The organism is Rahnella selenatireducens (assembly GCF_046449555.1).
Taxonomy (GTDB): Bacteria; Pseudomonadota; Gammaproteobacteria; order Enterobacterales; family Enterobacteriaceae; genus Rahnella; species Rahnella selenatireducens.
The window spans coordinates 144,725-162,611 of record NZ_JBKEZJ010000001.1 but is presented as its reverse complement, the minus strand read 5'-3'; the positions used below and the strand labels follow the sequence as shown (position 1 = coordinate 162,611).

Below are 17,887 nucleotides of genomic sequence, written 5' to 3'. Positions count from 1 at the left end.
TTTATTCCCCTCATGGGAAAGGATAATGTTCAGGTAATCCAGGTAAGCTGTCATTTCTTGAGCCTGCACCTGATATAGGGTCGTATTCTCTCGGGTTAAAGTGTGGACCCTGATTGCCCGGTGTTCCTGGTGGGCCATAACTATGTCCCGCCGAATGTTCTTGTATAACAGTTTTTGAACCGTCAGGACGAGTGTAATGATATTCCCTTGTGGAGATCGGATTATGGTTTGCATCCATTAATTGATGGCCATTCTTGTCAGTTAGCGGAACTTTATTAACAGTGGTTGGCCGTTGCCCCATAGGTATCCCAGCATCTCTTTTTGCGGCTCTAAACGCCGCATTTCTTGATGGATATTCTGGAGGACAACAAACCAGCCCTAACGGATCGATCCACCTCAGCGGATTCTTAACGTATGAGTACGGCCTTATTCCACCCGCTAACCCTATCGGGTCCGGACTCAGGTATTGCCCCGTGTCACTATCATAGTAACGGTGCCGGTTGTAATGCAACCCGGATTCTTCGTCGTCGTATTGTCCGGCAAACCGCAGGTTGCAGGTCGGGTGGTCATCATTGGCGGCCAGACGGTAGCGGGTTTCTTTACCCCACGCACTTAACCGGTTTGCCCAGGCGACATCGCCTTTTTCGGTCAACAGTTCGCGTGGCGTGCCCAGATGGTCGCTGACGACATAATGCAGCCGGCCTTTTTCGCTGCGCGCGAGAGGCGTTAATGCCCCCGGTGCATACAGCCAGTGAATGCTTTCTTCATACGCTGGGGTGCCGTCGGCGTAAACCGGCGTTTCTTCGATAAGCTGGTCGCCGCTCCATAAATAGTCGTAACCCGCGGGTTTGTTGCCATTGCCACCTTCACGGCGTTTACTGATCCGGCGGCCAAAGGCATCGTAGGCGTACTGCCAGCGTTCGCCATCGGGAGTGATGAGTCCGCGCATCCGGTTTTGAGCATTCCACCGGTAGCGCCACACCTGCGGGCGAAAACCGGGTATTTCAGTGCGTTTTTCCTCCAACTGTCCGGCGGTATCGTAGCGGTATTCACAATTTCCCCGCCGTACCACCCGCCCGGCGTGCTGTACCTGATTTATTCGTTCAGGGATACCGTCGTTGTTTCCGGTACGCGATCCGGCGCCGGTAATGTTCAGGTTCTCGTCGTAACTGAACAGCTCCAGCATCGGTTGAGTACCGGTTTGTTCGGCGTGGATTATCTGGTCGTTGCTGTTGTAGTGATAATGAGACGCTCCCCAGCGGGCGTCGTCGATGCGTCGCACGTTGTACGCGCCGTCGTACGCCCAGCGGCGGTTCACTGCAGACTCACGCCCGGCGGTTTGTTCCAGCAGCCTCCCCGTTGGTGAAAAACCTTGTGCCTGAGCAAATCCGGCGGCGTTGTGCCGCTGGGTTTCACGCCCGAGCCTGTCGTATTCCATCCCCAGTGGGTTAAAATCATCTGCCCGCATCTGTTCCAGCCTGCCGCTGATGTCGTAGTCAAACGACAACGACTGCGCACCGTTTTTGCGTGACACCGCCCGGCGTGCAACTTCATCCCAACCGTGAACCACTTCGCGGCCATTGATACGTTCGCACACAAGATGCCCGCTGGCGTCGTACTCAAATTCCACCAGCGCGTCGTCGTTTTGCGCCCGCGTCATCCTTCCCTGAGCATCGTATTGACAGGCCGTGGTCGCGAGCAGCGTGCACTGCGTTGCATCTTCCCGCCAGACATCCTCACGCAGCAATTCATCGCGAACCGACCAGTGCCAGCGCACCTGGCGATGGTCCGCATGCCGCGCCAGAATCCGCCTTCCGGCGTCGTCGTAGGCGTAATGTGTCACGCGGCCGGTAAAGTCAGTTTCACTGATCACCTGCCCGGCGGCATCCCTCGCGTAGTGATAGGTTTCGCCACGGGCATGGGTGACCTGATTCAGCCGGGTCAGCGAATCGTAACCAAAATGGAGTTTCTGACCATCAGGCCGTGTTTGCATCTGCAGCAGGTCGAATGCACCGTAGGTATAACAGGTGGTCTTCCCCTCGCCGTCGGTCAGGGTCGCAGGGCGTTTTTCACTGTCATAGCGCATCTTTTGTGTGACGCCGTCGGGCAGATGGACAGCCGTTACACTGCCTTGTGGCCCGGCGTGCTGTTCACTCTGAACATAGCGGGTTATCTGCCCCAGCGGATCGGTCACGCTTTGCAGGCGACCAAAGCAGTCCTGCATGAAGTGCGTCACACCTGCATCCGGCGCAATCGCCTGGCTCAGCTGGTAATACGCATTCCAGACGTAGCGATGCTCAGCGCCATCCGGGCGGATATCAGCGGTCAGCAGCCCCTGCTGGCTGTATTCAAACCGCTGAACCCGTCCCTGCGGATCGGTCTGACTGAGCATTTTTCCCTGGCCGTTGCGGGTAAACAGCCATTCGCCGCCGTCGGGTTGCGTCAGTTTGATGACCTGCCCGTACTCGTCGTACTGATAGCAGGTCACATCGCCGCCGGCCCGTTGTACGCGGATTATCTGCCCGTGCGGGTTATAGCGGTAGCGGGTTTCCCGCCCAAGAGGATCGGTGTGTGACACTTTGTTGCCGCGATCCCAGCGCGTCAGCGTGATGCGCCCCAGCGGATCTGTTTCCTTCGTCACCAGCCCGAAAACGTTGTATTCGCACAGCGTCCGGCCGCCTTCGCCATCGAGAAAAGTGGTTACGCGGTTGACGTCGTCGTAGGCAAAACGGTCGTGATAGTAATAGCCTGCTGCCTGCGTGCCCGTCACGCGACCTTTGGCATCATAGCGAATGCTTACATCCGTTTTATCCGTGTCCTTCCAGCGGGTCATAAAGCCGCTGGCGTCATACTCGTGATACAGATGGGTGAACTGGAAGGTTTTGCACTCAGCGACTCTGCCGCCGTCGTCGTAACGGCATTCCGCTAACCACTGGCGTTGCTGTGCATCGACACGCGCAATCGTCATCAGCTGATCGTCTTGCCATTGCAGCTCCACGCGGTAGCCGTCGCTGTGCGTCAGCGCGGCCAGACGGTCGTTTTGATAAACAAAGTCAATATGGTTACCGGCACGGTCGTGCAGGGAGGAAAGGCGGCGGTGCGGGCCAGGTTGTGCGTCAAAGCACAGCGTTTGCTGGGTGTGGTGATTGAATATAAACAGCGTGCCGCGGCGGTTGCCGTGCAGATGAAGGTGTGCCTGATGAAGATTAATCCCGTCCACGTTGTCTTTATCGGCGGCGGAATAGTAGCTCAGGGTGGAACCTTCCTCTGTGGTGAAATGGATTTCCTTGTCATCAATCAGCAAAGAATGCGACCAGTTATCGGCCCACTTATCACCGAAAACCCCCGAAGCCTGAGACCGGGAACGGTAGGTTCGGGTGAGTGTCAGCGGCAGCGTACCGGGCAGGTCGATGACTTGCAGGCTTTGCAGAAAATCGCCGGTCGCGACGTCAACGGGTTCCCCTTTAACGCTGCAGGTGCCGCCGAAGTTGCCTTCTTTATTGTCGGAAACCGTCGGCTCGCCGTGTTTGCTGGTGGACGCTTTGCCGTTGCCTTCGGTGCGGAATTTAACTTTTCCGCCGCCGCCCAAATTAGCAGGTTTGGGAGGATAGGCGTTGGCGGAAGGCATTGAATTTTCTTTAGGGACTATTGCCCCTGATCCCTGCCGTTTCTTCTGCTTTTCGCTGATAGCACCGCCAACAACAATGGCGGCAGCCAGGAAAACATACTGGTTCTCCATCGCAATACGAAACCCGCGCAACGCATCGGGGCCCGCTGATGCGGCAATAACCTCATAAGATCCCGGGCTACCGTTTCGTAATGCACCGGTCGCCAGAAAAGCGCCGTACCATGCGCTATCAGGCAGCTTCCCATCATTTTTTCCGTTGGATTCATTTTCTTCATCGGTTTCAGGGAAGACAGATGAACTGATTTCCGTCAGGGAAATATTCATCTCCGGCGGCTGCCCGATAATCACCCCGGTGGTATTTTTTTCGTTCATCCAGAACTTGTCGCCGTGACGCAATATGGGTTTCCCACTGACCCGTACCGTTTTGCTGTGCTCCATCGGTTCACATTTCGCGCCGACCGTGCCGCTTTGTACGCCTTTCGCCACGCCCGGCTCATCACCCAGCGTAGTCGGGATAAAACTCTGATTAAGAACGACCACCGGGCAGCCATTCACTTTCACCTTTTTGACTTCCTGCACCGCATTACCGAGGCTCGCCGTAACCTGATAAGGCACCGGCGGCGTGGCGGGACCCATCGGCGTTTTACATACGTCGGGCAACAGGCAAACCACCGTCCACAGGCCATCCTTACGCGCCATATAGTTCTCAGCCATGAGCGGGAACCTCCTTGTTTATTGGTGTTTCAGGCAGAGAAAAACCAAATAATTTTTCCAGCAGCTTGTCTGGTCCTGTTTCGTAGCGGGCTTCGATGACCCGTACGGGGACAGTGACGGGAAGCAAAAAACGCCAGCACAGGGTGACGTCAAGGCTGTCGGCAGCAATATGCAGCGTATCGAGGTTCATCTCGCGGGGAATGACCATGCCGTCGTCCATCCGCAACAGCACGAACGCTTCATGAGCAGGAAGTGAAAAACGCATCGCGCCCTCCGGGGAGAAACCTTGCAACGTCACGGAGAGCGGAAGCTTTGGAAAGGGGATTTGCTGGTCTGCGGGAGCCGCATTCCAGTAGTGATAATCAAAATCTGCAGGCAAACCGGGATGCCGGGTCTTCAGCCATGCCTCGTCATAAGTGCCTGCTTTTTGACGTCGTGGCAGCCAGGCGCGCCCGGTAAAACCGAGTCCGGCTGGCTGAAACTGTTTCGCCTTTGAGTCAGCGCGACCGGCGATCAGCGATTCAAAATCCTCAGCCGTAAACGGATAACGCGGATCGGTAATTTGCGGAGCCGGATACCTGTCCGCTTGTGTGGCGCGAGCGTACCAGGGCGTGATAAATCCTTTACCCAGCGGGTTGTTCTCGCAAACGCTGTGCGCAAGCGGTAAATTTTCTGAATCGGGATTGCAGGCTTTCTGAATATCGGTCAGACGATAGGCTTTGGGGATAGAATCAGCGCCGTCATCTGATTCATTTATTCTGCACTCACCGCCAAATGCCGCTTCCCAAATAACAGGCTGGCGGATAAACGGTTCAGGTTCTTTCAGTGACCATTGTTTTGTGATTTTATTTTTTAAGAAATTCCGTTTTCCATTAACGGTTAATTTCTTTTCTAAAATAGAGTGACCAGATGCGTTATTAATTTTTACGCTGACAGTCTGCTTTAATACCGGAGAGCCTTTATCGGCACAGGCGCTTCCGGAAATAATGATATCGCAGTAAGGTTTAAAAGGAGCCAGATCACTTTCCTGTATAACCGAAGACATATTCATTTCACCCAGATATTCATCCTGAACGCTGAGCACTGGCGCATCATCATCCCTGACCCGAACGCGGAACCCTCCGCTGGCGTCAGGTTCCAGCCGGTAACCTACTTTCATTATCACCACATAATTATCATTATCTTCCCGATCGCGCATCATGAACTGCATCGCCGCAAAGGGCGTCAGATTTCGGAATTCCATTTTTCAGGCATCCTTATGTTCGCCATATTTAAAATAAGGTGTTAATAAACTCACATTTACCAAAGCGGATACTAAGTGAATTTAATGGATTTCACTAAGCTAAATAAAATAATTGGGTGTTAATTATTAAGTCAGAGGCGTTTATAGAGTGCAGATGCTATAGAAGGGTTAGGTTTTATTTGCTTTGTGAATGTAATGGAGATTATTAAAATAAAAAATGGAGATTGATATTCATTATTAATTTAATGAGCTATCAATCTCCATTCAGGAAACGTTGTAAATCAAACCGTCAGATCAGATGCTCTGCGAACTCCCCTAGCATGTCGCCGACAAACTTCAGGCGTTTTGGCCGGTCAGTGAGAGCGAGCATAAACTTCAGTTTGGTCGGGCCATCAAGGCGGTAAACCTGCGGCTGTTTTTGCAGCAGGCCAATCAGGAAGCCAGGGTCTACGCGGTTTTTATCGCCAAATTCAATGAATCCGCCACGCTCGTTACCTTCAATACGTTTGATGCCCAGCGTTTTTGCATTCAGGCGCAGCACGGCAATCTGCAACAGATTACGCGCACCGTCCGGCAGCGTGCCGAACCGGTCAATCAGCTCGACGCGCAGCTCATCCAGCTCGCCTTCGGTTTTGGCACTGGCGATACGCTTGTACAGCGACAGACGCGTGTTGACGTCAGGAATGAAATCTTCCGGCAACAGCGCAGGCATGCGCATTTCAACTTCGGTCTGGCTGGTGGTCAGATCTTCCAGCGACGGCTCGCGGCCTTCTTTCAACGCTTCGACGGCGTTTTCCAACAGTTCCATATAGAGCGAGAAACCGATGCTGGTCATCTGGCCGCTCTGGCCTTCGCCGAGCAGTTCACCGGCCCCGCGGATTTCAAGGTCGTGCGTTGCCAGCGCAAAACCGGCACCCAGATCTTCGAGCGACGCGATGGCTTCCAGACGTTTGTGCGCATCCGTTGACATCGCTTTTGGCGGCGGCGTCAGCAGATAGGCATACGCCTGATGATGCGAACGCCCGACGCGGCCACGGAGCTGATGCAACTGCGCCAGCCCGAAGTGATCCGCGCGCTCAATAATGATGGTGTTCGCCGTCGGAATATCGATGCCCGTTTCGATAATGGTGGTACACACCAGCACGTTAAAACGCTGATGGTGGAAATCATTCATCACGCGTTCGAGGTCGCGTTCACGCATCTGTCCATGGCCGATGGCAATACGCGCTTCCGGTACCAGTTCTGCCAGACGCTGCGTGGCTTTCTCAATATTTTCGACATCGTTGAATAAGTAGTAAATCTGCCCGCCGCGCAGGATTTCACGCAGAATGGCCTCGCGAACCACCAGGCTGTCGTACTCACGCACGAACGTTTTTACCGCCATACGGCGCGCCGGTGGCGTGGCAATAATCGACAAATCGCGCATGCCGCTCATCGCCATATTTAGCGTGCGCGGAATTGGCGTGGCGGTGAGGGTGAGAATATCGACGTCCGCGCGCATCGCCTTGATACGCTCTTTATGACGCACGCCGAAGCGGTGTTCTTCGTCGACAATCAGCAGACCGAGGTCTTTCCAGCGCAAATCGCTTTGCAGCAATTTATGCGTCCCGATGATGATATCGACTTTGCCTTCGACCGCATCTTCCAGCACCGCGTTTTGCTCTTTGGCGCTGCGAAAACGGGACATCATTTCAATGCGCACCGGCCAGCTGGCAAAACGGTCGCGGAAGTTATCGAAATGCTGCTGCGCCAGCAGCGTGGTCGGCACCAGAACCGCGACCTGTTTGTTGTTGGAGACCGCGAGAAACGCCGCACGCATCGCCACTTCGGTTTTACCAAAGCCCACGTCGCCGCACACCAGACGATCCATTGCGAGAGGCTGCGTCATGTCTGTGAGAACGGCGTTGATGGCCTGCGCCTGATCCGGCGTGGTTTCAAACGGGAATGCCTGACAGAACAACTGGTACTGCTCTTTATCATGTTTGAAGGCAAAACCGGTTTTGGCTTCACGCTGGGCGTAAATATCCAGCAATTCGGCAGCCACGTCGCGCACTTTCTCGGCGGCTTTCTGGCGGGCTTTCGACCAGGCTTCACCGCCCAGTTTATGCAGCGGTGCACTTTCATCCGCGCCACCGGCGTAACGGCTGATCAAATGCAGGGACGACACCGGCACGTAAAGTTTGTCTTCACCGGCGTAAGTCAGGATCAGGTATTCGGCGGTAATGCCACCGGTTTCCAGCGTGGTCAGGCCAAGATAACGCCCCACGCCGTGCTCAACGTGGACCACCGGCTGACCGGGGCGCAGTTCTGCAAGGTTGCGGATCAGAGTATCAGTGTTAATTGAGCGGCGGGTGTCCTGACGACGACGTGCCACACGCTCACCGAGCAAATCACTTTCACAAATCAGCGCCAGCTGTTTATCCGCATCAAGAAAACCCCGTTCACACGCACCAATCATGATGTAGCGACCGGCCGTTTCGGCTTCTTCAATGCGGGTAATCAGGGCCGGCATCAGTTTGATGCGCGCCAGTAAATCTTGCAGCGTTTCGCGGCGGCCTTCGCTTTCCACCGAGAACACCAGACTGCCCGCGAAAGATTCATTGAACCGGCGCAGGTTATCCATCGGCGCTTTGTTTTGCGGCTGAACGGATAAATCCGGCAGTTTCTCGTAGCTCAGATTGGTGTTGGCCGCTTTCTTCGGCAGTGAATCCGTACGCAGCTGAACGCGCGGCCAGGCTTTCAGTTCGGCGTGCAGCGCATCGACGCGCAGCCAGAGATTTTCCGGTTCCAGCAACGGACGCATCGGATCCACGCGGCGGCTTTCATAACGCTGGCAGGCATCCTGCCAGAAACGCTCGGCTGCGGCCTCCAGATCGCCGGTATTGAGCACCAGCGTGTTTTCCGGCAAATAGCTGAACAGTGTGGTCAGCGGCTGGCTGAAAAACAGCGGCTGCCAGTATTCGATACCGGCGGGGAAGGTGCCTTTGCTGACCTGCTGGTAAACGTGCTCAGCGTCGCGGCGCACTTCAAACTTCTCGCGCCACTGGCTGCGGAACAATTCGATGGCGTTTTTGTCGGTCGGGAATTCGTGTGCGGGCAGCAGATTAATGTGGTCGACTTCGGTCAGCGTGCGCTGGGTGTCCACGTCGAAAATGCGCAGGCTGTCGATTTCATCGTCAAAGAAATCGATGCGGTACGGCTCTTCACTCCCCATCGGGTACAAATCAAGCAGGGCACCACGGGTTGCAAACTCACCGTGTTCCATCACCTGATCGACGCTGCGGTAACCCGCCTGTTCCAGCTGTGATCGCAGTTTGTCACGTGAAAGCTGCTGGCCTTTTTTCATCACCAGCGCATGGCCGTGCAGGAACTCATGCGGACAAACGCGCTGCATCAGCGTATTCACCGGCAGAATGATAATGCCGTGTTCCATCGTCGGAAGCTGATACAAACTGGAAAGACGCGACGAAATGATTTCCTGATGCGGTGAAAAACTGTCGTAAGGCAGCGTTTCCCAGTCCGAAATACTCAGGACTTTATGATCGGTAAATTGTTGAATTTCATCGCGCAGGCGCAGGGCATTTTGCATATCCGGCGCAATCAGCAGGATCGGACCCGCGTGGCGTTCACTGATTTGGGCGCATTCAAGCGCGCAGGCGGAGCCGGTAAGCTGCCCTAACTGGCGGGTATCGCCCGGGCGTTCAGGCAGCGAATAACGATAATCTTGAGACATAGGCTGTTTTGCGTTCTCGTTTTTGGCGGCTGTCGGAGGCCAATTAGCAGACCGTATCTTGCTTTGCAGGGGTAATCGGGGTCAACCCGTTGTCTGTATAAAAGGGTCAACGGCGTCACAAACTTAAACCGATTACTTTGGGTTAGTGGTTCCATAAAGCGATGCTAGCCTTTATTATCCTTGATCACTTTAGTCTGCGCCATGCACTTATTTGCGGCCAAGCACTTAAAACGGAAGTCATGTATCAACCTGTCGCGTTATTTATAGGCCTGCGCTACATGCGCGGGCGTGCTTCGGACCGCTTTGGGCGGTTTGTCTCCTGGTTATCTACCATTGGCATCACTCTTGGGGTGATGGCATTGGTGACCGTCTTGTCAGTGATGAACGGTTTTGAGAAGGATCTGGAAGGTAACATTTTGGGCCTGATGCCTCAGGCGCTTATCACGGCACCGAACGGTTCACTCGACCCGCAGAAAATCACCCACGATCAGGTTTCCGCGCTGAAAAGCGTGAACCGCGCCGTGCCGATGACCACCGGTGACGTGGTGCTGCAAAGCCCCGGCAACGTGGCGGTGGGCGTCATGCTGGGTGTCGATCCTGACCAGAAAGATCCACTGGCGAAATACCTGATTGGCGTCGCCCAGCAGGAACTGCAACCGGGCAAATACAACATCATTCTCGGTGACCAGTTAGCGCAACAGCTTAAAGTCCGTCGTGGCGATCAGCTGCGTCTGATGGTGACCAGCGTCAGCCAGTTCACGCCGGTCGGGCGTGTGCCAAGTCAGCGCCTGTTTACCGTCATCGGAACTTTCTCCGCCAATAGCGAAGTCGATGGTTACCAGATGCTGGTGAACATTCAGGACGCGTCGCGCCTGATGTTATATCCGAAAGGTAACGTTACGGGCTGGCGTTTATTCCTCGATAAACCGCTGGACGTTGATACCCTGAGCCAGCAAAAACTGCCGGACGGTGCCAGCTGGAAAGACTGGCGCGAGCGCCGCGGCGAGCTGTTCCAGGCCGTGCGCATGGAGAAAAATATGATGGGCTTGCTGCTCAGCCTGATCGTTGCCGTTGCCGCGTTTAACATCATTACGTCGCTGGGTTTGCTGGTGATGGAGAAACAGGCGGAAGTGGCAATTCTGCAAACGCAGGGCTTAAGCCGCCGCCAGATTATGGCGCTGTTTATGGTGCAGGGCGCGAGTGCCGGTGTGATTGGCGCACTGCTCGGTGCCTTGCTCGGCGTGCTGCTCGCCACACAGCTCAACTCGATTATGCCTGCCCTCGGTCTGATGCTGGATGGCGGTTCGCTACCGGTCGACATTGAACCGGTTCAGGTGGTCGTCATCGCGATTGTTGCGATGGCTATCGCTTTATTGTCAACGCTTTACCCTTCCTGGCGCGCTGCTGCCACCCACCCCGCAGAGGCTTTACGTTATGAGTAATTCATTATTATTGCAGTGTGACAACCTCTGTAAGACTTATCAGGAAGGCAAAATGCACACCGATGTATTGCGCGACGTGAGTTTCGCGATGCAGCCGGGCGAGATGATGGCGATTGTCGGGACGTCCGGTTCGGGAAAAAGTACGTTGCTGCATTTGCTGGGAGGGCTGGATTCTCCGACGTCTGGCGAAGTCATTTTTAAAGGCAAGTCGCTGAACGCGATGTCTTCTTCGGCGAAATCAGAACTGCGTAACCGCGAACTGGGCTTCATTTATCAGTTCCACCATTTGCTGCCGGACTTCACCGCGCTGGAAAACGTGGCGATGCCGCTGCTGATCAGCAAAAAGAAATCTGCTGAAGTGCAGGAACGCGCGATGGCGATGCTGGAAGCCGTGGGTTTACAACATCGCAGCAATCACCGTCCATCTGAGCTTTCCGGAGGCGAACGTCAGCGTGTGGCGATTGCCCGCGCGCTGGTCAATAATCCTTCTCTGGTGCTGGCGGATGAACCGACCGGTAACCTGGATCAGCGCAATGCCGACAGTATTTTTGAACTGTTAGGCGAGCTGAATGTGCGTCAGGGCACGGCATTTCTGGTGGTGACGCATGATTTGCATCTGGCGAACCGTCTGACACGTCAGCTGGAAATGCGTGACGGCAAGCTGCAGCAGGATTCGATGTTGCTGGGAGCGAAGTAATGTCGGGCATTCCATTTTCTTTACTTATTGGCCTTCGGTTCAGCCGCGGCCGTCGCCGCAGCGGTATGGTTTCACTGATTTCAGTGATCTCAACGTTAGGGATCGCGCTGGGCGTGGCGGTACTGATCGTCGGGCTGAGTGCGATGAACGGCTTCGAGCGCGAACTGAAAGAGCGTGTGCTGGCCGTCGTGCCGCACGGTGAAATCCGTCCGGTGAATCAGCCGTTTAACGACTGGCAGGGCGTGCTCGACCGTGTCGAAAAAGTGCCGGGTATTGTGGCGGCTGCGCCGTACATTCAGTTCAACGGACTGATTGAACACGGAGCCAAACTGCGTGCAATCCAGCTGAAAGGCGTGGATCTGCAGAGCGAACCGCGTGTTAGCGCCGCGCCGAAATTTGTGCAGAATAACGCCTGGCAAAACTTTAAAGCCGGGCAGCAACAGCTGATTCTCGGCAAAGGCGTGGCGGATGCGGTAGGGGTGAAACAGGGTGACTGGGTGACCGTGATGATCCCTAACAGTGACCCTGAAATGAAACTGTTGCAGCCAAAACGCATCCGTTTGCAGGTCTCCGGGATTTTACAACTCAGCGGTCAGCTTGATCACAGCCTCGGCATGGTGCCGCTGGCCGATGCGCAGCAATATCAGGACATGGGCACCAGCGTCACGGGCATTGATATCAAAGTGAATGACGTCTTTGCCGCGCAAAAACTGGTGCACGATGCCGGTGAAGTCACCCACGCTTACGTCTACATCAGTAGCTGGATTGGCACTTACGGCTACATGTACCGCGATATCCAGATGGTCCGTGCCATTATGTACATGGCGATGGTGCTGGTGATCGGCGTGGCCTGTTTCAACATCGTGTCGACGCTGGTGATGGCGGTAAAAGATAAAAGCAGCGATATTGCGATTTTGCGCACACTGGGCGCGAAAGATGGGCTTATCCGCGCTGTCTTCATCTGGTACGGTTTACTGGCGGGGCTGGTCGGCAGCGTCGCGGGCGTGGTGATTGGTGTGATTGCCTCTTTCCAGCTCACCAATATCGTTAACGGTTTACAGAAACTTACCGGCCATCAGTTCCTGTCCGGGGATATTTATTTCATCGACTTCCTGCCTTCTGAAGTTCACTGGCTGGACGTCGGAGGCGTGCTGTTAACCGCGCTGGTGCTGAGTTTGCTGGCGAGTTGGTATCCGGCACGGCGCGCCAGCCGTATTGATCCCGCCCGCGTACTCAGCGGCGGCCAGTAACCATGGTTTACGCAACACAATCTTTCAGACACAGAGAGTAAGGAGCACTTCATGCGCACACGTCATCGTCTGTGTCGGTTTCGCAAAAACAAACGTATCCGGCATCAGCGTTTCCGGTCGAATATTTTCCACCGTGACTCAATGGCGGCGGCTTCATTGAAAAAGCCGTTTGTGGTGGTGCTGACCGGTGCCGGGATTTCCGCTGAATCGGGGATCCGCACTTTCCGCGCCGCCGATGGTTTGTGGGAAGAACACCGCGTGGAAGACGTGGCGACGCCGGAAGGGTATCGCCGTGATCCGGAGTTGGTGCAGCGTTTTTATAATGAACGCCGCCGCCAGTTGCAGTCGGAAGATCTCAAACCGAACGCCGCGCACTATGCGCTGGCGACGCTGGAAGAAGCGCTCGGTGATAACTTCCTGCTGGTGACACAGAATATCGACAATCTGCATGAGCGCGCAGGCAGTTCCCGCGTGATCCACATGCACGGTGAATTGCTGAAAGTGCGTTGTTCGCAGTCAGGCCAGATTCTGGACTGGCCGGGCGATTTAACCGTTGATGACCGTTGCCATTGCTGCCAGTTTCCTGCGCCGCTGCGTCCGCACATAGTCTGGTTTGGCGAAATGCCGCTGGGTATGGACGAAATTTATGATGCGCTGGCAAAAGCTGATTTCTTTGTGGCTATCGGCACGTCCGGGCATGTTTATCCGGCTGCCGGATTTGTACATGAAGCGCGGATTGGCGGTGCCTGTGCCGTTGAGCTGAATCTGGAACCGAGCCAGGTTGAAAGCGAATTCGACATGAAGCATTACGGGCTGGCAAGTGAAGTGGTGCCCGAATTTGTGCATAAATTCCTGACCAAAAAAGATGAAGCCTGGCAATAAACCCGCCAGACCTGACGTTGCAGCCGAACTGGCGATGCCTGTTTCCCGTATTCATCGGGAGTTCATCGCCAGTTGCAACGCCGGTAACTTAAGCGTTATTCATCTTTATCGCTAAAATTGCGCCCGCCCCGAAGAGTTATCCCGTTAAACTTGGTGAAAAATGACCTGACGCAATATTCACGGTTTTCATGCTGCGCATAATAAAACCCAGCCGCCAGAGGATACCTATATGGATAAGTTGCTTGATCGTTTTTTGAATTATGTTTCTTTCGATACCCAATCTAAGCCTAATGTTAAACATACGCCGAGCACCGACGGTCAGCTGAAGCTGGCGCAGGTACTGCGTAATGAACTGACTGAACTGGGATTTTCACACGTTACGCTCAGCGATAAAGGCTGTGTGATGGCGACGCTACCGGGCAATGTGGCCTGGAAAGTGCCGGTCATTGGTTTCATCTCTCATCTGGATACTGCCCCCGATTTCACCGCAAAACACGTTAATCCGCAGATTGTTGAAAATTACCGTGGCGGCGATATTGCGCTGGGAAATGGCGATGAGATTTTATCTCCGGTGATGTTCCCGGTTCTGCACCAGTTGCTTGGCCATACGATCATTACCACCGACGGCAAAACGCTGTTGGGGTCTGACGATAAATCTGGCATTGCCGAAATTATCACCGCGATGGTGCGGCTGAAAAACAGCAATATCGCGCACGGTCCGGTACGTATTGCCTTTACGCCGGATGAAGAAATTGGCAAGGGCGCGCAGAGTTTCGATATTCCGGCCTTTGGCGCGGAATGGGCGTATACCGTGGACGGCGGTGGCGTGGGTGAGCTGGAGTTTGAGAACTTTAATGCCGCCTCGGCGACCATCAAGATTGTCGGCAACAACGTTCACCCTGGCAGCGCGAAAGGTGTGATGGTCAATGCGCTGTCGCTGGCGACGCGTTTCCACAATGAACTGCCGGTGGAAGAAACGCCTGAACATACTGATGGCTACGAAGGTTTCTATCATCTGACCACCATCAAGGGCAACGTTGAACGCGCGGAAATGCACTATATCATCCGTGATTTCGACAAAACGCAGTTCGAAGCCCGCAAACAGAAAATTATCGATATTGCGCACGTCGTGGGCAAAGGTCTGCACCGTGATTGTTATATCGAAGTGACGCTGGACGATCACTATTACAATATGCGCGAGAAAGTGGCCCAGCATCCGCACATTATTGCGCTGGCGCAGCAGGCGATGGAAGATTGTGATATTGAGCCGATCATGAAGCCGATACGCGGCGGGACCGACGGCGCGCAATTATCTTTCCGTGGCTTACCGTGCCCGAACATTTTCACCGGTGGCTATAACTTCCATGGTAAACATGAGTTTGTGACGCTGGAAGGCATGGAAAAAGCGGTATCCGTGATCATGCGTATCGCCGAGTTAACGGCGAAAGAAGCGCTGAAACACTAAGATCCCGCAAATAAAAATCGGGTAAAACTGGCGGCAACAAAAGGGGCGATGTCTGGTGACATCGCCCCTTTTGTTTATGGACAGGTCGTGGCGGTTAGTCGTTAAAGTACCAGTAACCGCTGTTTACCAGCGCGGAAAGCAGCGCGAGGAATGACGGATCATCCAGCGCATCGCCCAGCATTTCTTTGGTCACGGTTTTGTGGCGGGCAATCGCGTCTACCGCACCAATATGTTCTGTGGTCAACGCTTCACCGTTGACGTAACAAACGTCGCCGACGCGCAACACGCGCAGCCCGCCCAGACGTTCCAGCGTTTCCCCTGATTCGAGCAACTCGTAAATTTCACCGGCCTGATAAGGCGGTTCCGGCGGAGCCAGATCCAGTTCGTGGCGCGACTGGGAAATAAACTCACCAAACCAGCTGTTGAAGTGCGTCGGGTTGCCAATCAGATCCAGCATCATAGCGCGTAGTTTATCCAGTTCAGCAGGCTGAACTTCCGCGGGATGTTCGCGCTCAACCAGATCCGGATCGCTGTAACGGTGGCTGCCCAGTTCGCGGGAAAGTACGAAGTCGGCGAAACCGCTGACCATTTCACGGGCATTTGGCGCGCGGAATCCAACAGAATAGTTGAGGGAATTTTCCAGCGAATAGCCATCGTGCGGGAAGCCCGGTGGAATATAAACGATATCGCCCGGTTCGAGTTCTTCATCGATAATGGCTTCAAACGGTTCAACCTGAAGCAGATCCGGGTGCGGACAATGTTGTTTCATGGCGACTTTCTCGCCGACTCGCCAGCGGCGACGGCCCGTACCCTGAATGATAAAGACGTCGTACTGATCCAGATGCGGGCCCACGCCGCCGCCCGGAACCGAGAAGGAAATCATCAGATCATCCATCCGCCAGTCAGGAATATGGCGAAACGGCGTCATCAGATGAGATGACGGCTCATGCCAGTGATCAACCGCCTGAACCAGCACCGACCAGCCATTTTCGCCCAGATGATCGTAGCTTTCGAAAGGCCCGTGACTCACATTCCAGCGTCCGTCCTGATGACTGACCAGACGGCTGTCCACTTCGTTTTCCATCGCCAGACCCGCCAGCTCATCGGGAGAAATAGGATCGACGAAATTCTTGAAGCCGCGTTTTAAGACGACAGGGCGTTTTTGCCAATAGCGCTGAAGGAAATCGTTCCAGTCGAGGTCGAGTTGATAATCCATAATATATCCATGAGGGGAGGGAACTGTTAAGGATTATAACGGAAGGTGTTGCTGCTGCATTGGGCATTTACCCGCAAATTTAACGTTAAGCGCAAGAAAGCGGCGAAACTTGCGGGCGAATGCAGCAGCATTCTGATTTGCGGGCGCTTACTCCAGTTCGATGCCGTGCTGCAATCCAAAATGAACCTGCATACTGGCACCGCCGAGCGGGCTGTCGCCGATAACAATTTTACCGTCGTATTGCTCGATAATGTCATTCGCCAGCGACAGGCCAAGACCTTGTCCCGGACGCAGCGTATCGGCGCGCTGACCGCGCTGGAATATCACTTCACGTTTACTTTCCGGAATGCCGGGGCCGTCGTCTTCAATCAATATGACCAGTTCGTTTTCGGTATGAACGGCGCTGATTTCTACGAACTCGAGGCAGTATTTACAGGCGTTATCGATGACGTTGCCCATGACTTCCATGAAGTCATTTTTCTCGCCGACAAAGGTAATTTCCGGCGAGATATCGACCGTAATCACCACACCTTTGCGCTGATACACTTTGTTGAGCGCAGAACATAACCCGTCAAGAATGGCGGGAACGGAATGTACTTCGCGGATCAGTAAATGCTGTTCCGAGCGTAGCGTGGCGCGGTGCAGGTAATAGCCAATTTGCTGAGAGATGCGGCTGATTTGTTCCAGCATGACCGGCTCAGCTTCTTCGATGGTCATCTGTTTGCCATTTCGCAGCGCGCGCAGCGTGGACTGCAACACCGCCAGCGGCGTTTTCAGGCTGTGCGTTAAATCCGCCAGCGTGGTGCGGTAACGGTCATATCGTCCGCGCTCGCCGTGCAACAAAATATTGAGGTTTCGCACCAGCCCGCGCAGTTCGCGCGGAGGATTTTCATCGAGCGATTCACGTTCATGGGTCTCCAGCTCGGCGACCTGATGAATCAGCTGTTTAATTGGCCGCAGGCTCCAGTAAGCCGCCAGCCACAGTAGCGGAACAACCAGTAACAGATTCGCCAGCAGCACATAGCTGAACCATTCCCAGACCAGATCCGAGCGCTGTAATTCCTGCGGGATTGTATCGACCACCACGATATTGAGCGCCGGTAAACGCGATGTGGCGTTGTACGTGTTGACCGCGATGGAGTGGGTCATCGCGTTGGCATCGGTGTCGTCGTAACTTTTCAGCTTGTCCTGTGCTTTCGGGTTATTGCCCAGCACTTCGCTGCTGATTTGCGTGTCGGTATCCAGTTCGTAAAAGCCCGGTTTATTCATCCAGGCTTTATCAATATGCGCTTCGAGTTCGGGGATCCGGCGTTCTGCCCACAGCAGATTGCCTTCGCCGTCGTAAATAAACACCAGCGTCGGGGAATTAAGATCCAGATCGGGCGGTACGTTGATGGTCAGCTTGTTGTCACGCCACTGCGCCAGACTGAAGAATAAATTACTTTCACCGCGCAGGAGGCGGTAAGCGGTTTTGTCGAAACTAACCATGTAACCCACCACCGCCACCAGCCCGTAAGCCAGTGACAGTGCGAGCACGACCGCAGCGGTCGCCATCATAAAGCGGACGCGAAGAGAAAAAGGGTTCTTGGTACGTCCTTTCATGGCGCGTCCTTTTGA

The 17,887-nt window shown here is 54.5% G+C and carries 11 protein-coding genes; 6 read left to right on the top strand and 5 right to left on the bottom strand.

Going from position 1 to position 17,887, the window contains the following annotated elements; all coding sequences use genetic code 11:
* Window positions 1-10 precede the first annotated feature (10 nt).
* The 3 genes from ACLBVC_RS00740 to mfd all read right to left on the bottom strand — a co-directional run bounded on the left by ACLBVC_RS00740 (window position 11) and on the right by mfd (window position 9,318).
* Window positions 11-4,342: a PAAR-like domain-containing protein gene (locus ACLBVC_RS00740; RefSeq protein WP_410147528.1), complete on the bottom strand. Its 4,332-nt coding sequence runs from the start codon at window positions 4,340-4,342 to the stop codon at window positions 11-13.
* On the bottom strand, window positions 4,335-5,585 hold the full coding sequence (locus ACLBVC_RS00735; RefSeq protein ID WP_410147527.1) for a DUF2169 family type VI secretion system accessory protein: 1,251 nt from the start codon (window positions 5,583-5,585) through the stop codon (window positions 4,335-4,337). Before ACLBVC_RS00735 ends, ACLBVC_RS00740 begins: the two co-directional genes overlap by 8 nt.
* A 289-nt stretch (window positions 5,586-5,874) precedes the next feature.
* Window positions 5,875-9,318: a transcription-repair coupling factor gene (mfd, locus tag ACLBVC_RS00730; RefSeq protein WP_410147526.1), complete on the bottom strand. Its 3,444-nt coding sequence runs from the start codon at window positions 9,316-9,318 to the stop codon at window positions 5,875-5,877.
* Between the two features lie 239 nt (window positions 9,319-9,557).
* Here mfd and lolC point away from each other — a divergent pair, with 239 nt between their 5' ends.
* The 6 genes from lolC to pepT all read left to right on the top strand — a co-directional run bounded on the left by lolC (window position 9,558) and on the right by pepT (window position 15,054).
* Window positions 9,558-10,760 (top strand): lipoprotein-releasing ABC transporter permease subunit LolC, encoded by a 1,203-nt coding sequence (gene lolC / locus ACLBVC_RS00725; protein ID WP_410147525.1) that lies wholly within the window; start codon window positions 9,558-9,560, stop codon window positions 10,758-10,760.
* Window positions 10,753-11,457, top strand: a complete 705-nt coding sequence (gene lolD, locus ACLBVC_RS00720) for a lipoprotein-releasing ABC transporter ATP-binding protein LolD (RefSeq protein ID WP_410147523.1) — start codon at window positions 10,753-10,755, stop codon at window positions 11,455-11,457. Before lolC ends, lolD begins: the two co-directional genes overlap by 8 nt.
* Complete coding sequence (gene lolE, locus ACLBVC_RS00715; RefSeq protein WP_410147521.1) at window positions 11,457-12,707, top strand: lipoprotein-releasing ABC transporter permease subunit LolE; 1,251 nt, start codon at window positions 11,457-11,459, stop codon at window positions 12,705-12,707. The genes lolD and lolE overlap by 1 nt, the downstream gene beginning before the upstream one ends.
* A 51-nt stretch (window positions 12,708-12,758) precedes the next feature.
* A complete protein-coding gene (gene cobB / locus ACLBVC_RS00710; RefSeq protein ID WP_410147519.1) occupies window positions 12,759-13,589 on the top strand; it encodes a Sir2 family NAD+-dependent deacetylase in 831 nt (276 codons plus the stop codon).
* Window positions 13,573-13,704, top strand: a complete 132-nt coding sequence (locus ACLBVC_RS00705) for a hypothetical protein (protein WP_410147517.1) — start codon at window positions 13,573-13,575, stop codon at window positions 13,702-13,704. Before cobB ends, ACLBVC_RS00705 begins: the two co-directional genes overlap by 17 nt.
* 114 nt (window positions 13,705-13,818) lie before the next feature.
* The gene (pepT, locus tag ACLBVC_RS00700; protein WP_410147516.1) at window positions 13,819-15,054 is read left to right on the top strand and encodes a peptidase T; all 1,236 of its coding nucleotides are present in this window, start codon (window positions 13,819-13,821) and stop codon (window positions 15,052-15,054) included.
* Between the two features lie 94 nt (window positions 15,055-15,148).
* On the opposite strand, the gene ACLBVC_RS00695 is transcribed toward pepT, so the two are convergent.
* Together ACLBVC_RS00695 and phoQ are read right to left on the bottom strand one after the other, a co-directional pair.
* On the bottom strand, window positions 15,149-16,270 hold the full coding sequence (locus tag ACLBVC_RS00695) for a ribosomal protein uL16 3-hydroxylase (RefSeq protein ID WP_410147515.1): 1,122 nt from the start codon (window positions 16,268-16,270) through the stop codon (window positions 15,149-15,151).
* Window positions 16,271-16,417: 147 nt separating this feature from the next.
* Window positions 16,418-17,872, bottom strand: coding sequence for a two-component system sensor histidine kinase PhoQ (phoQ, locus tag ACLBVC_RS00690; protein WP_410147514.1), 1,455 nt, complete (start codon window positions 17,870-17,872; stop codon window positions 16,418-16,420).
* Window positions 17,873-17,887 lie beyond the last annotated feature (15 nt).